Here is a 619-nt window from a genome sequence, read left to right as displayed (position 1 = left end):
AAAAGGGTGTATACTGGTGAGCAATGATTACCGCCGGTGAACACTCTTTCAGTCTTTGTCTCAACCGAAAAACACATCGCAAATCCAGCCCCGGCTTGCGGCCGATCACGCAACGGCCGATTCGCTCTCTATCAAGATGCTCTTCCAACGGTCCCCCGCCATCGATCAGCGCGATAGCAACCGAATAGCGAGCTGAAAACCGCTGCGCCAATCTTACGGCCAGCACCTCCGCGCCACCATACTCCAGACTATGTAAGACCTCGAGTATGCAATGTTTGTTCATCACTCATATTCACGAGGTTGGCCAAAGTGACGGGAGTGCGGGTTCCTGAATGTTCAGCATACGCCGCATAAAATCTAATTTAACGAAAAGCAGTGTCACCCCCAGGAATAGGCTGAACCCAAGGAGAACCGCAAGCGCTTTTTCCTTATATAAACTTTCCGGCTCGCCCGGAATCGCCGGCGAAATGGCAGCTTTCACGTAACGTGTAAAGCTTGCTGCCAACAAAGGTATGATAATCACTAGCTCAACACGATACCGTGCGATAAACACTCCCAGGAGAAAAGCGGTCATGGTGGCATAGAAGAACATCTGTAAGATAATGTTTTCCTTCGTATA

Annotated in this window: 2 protein-coding genes; both read right to left on the bottom strand. The window is 49.8% G+C overall.

Annotated features, from left to right (window positions below):
* Positions 1-283 (bottom strand): glycosyltransferase (locus ABJK56_RS05700; protein WP_347243709.1); only part of this gene is annotated, 283 nt, incomplete at its 3' end.
* 9 nt (positions 284-292) lie between these two features.
* The coding region (locus ABJK56_RS05695; protein WP_347243701.1) for a hypothetical protein at positions 293-619 on the bottom strand (327 nt) is incomplete at its 5' end.

Origin of the sequence: Thermogutta sp., assembly GCF_039793925.1 — a bacterium.
Lineage (GTDB): Bacteria > Planctomycetota > Planctomycetia > Pirellulales > Thermoguttaceae > Thermogutta.
The sequence above is the reverse complement of the archived record's forward strand: the minus strand, read 5'-3'. Positions and strand labels throughout refer to the sequence as shown.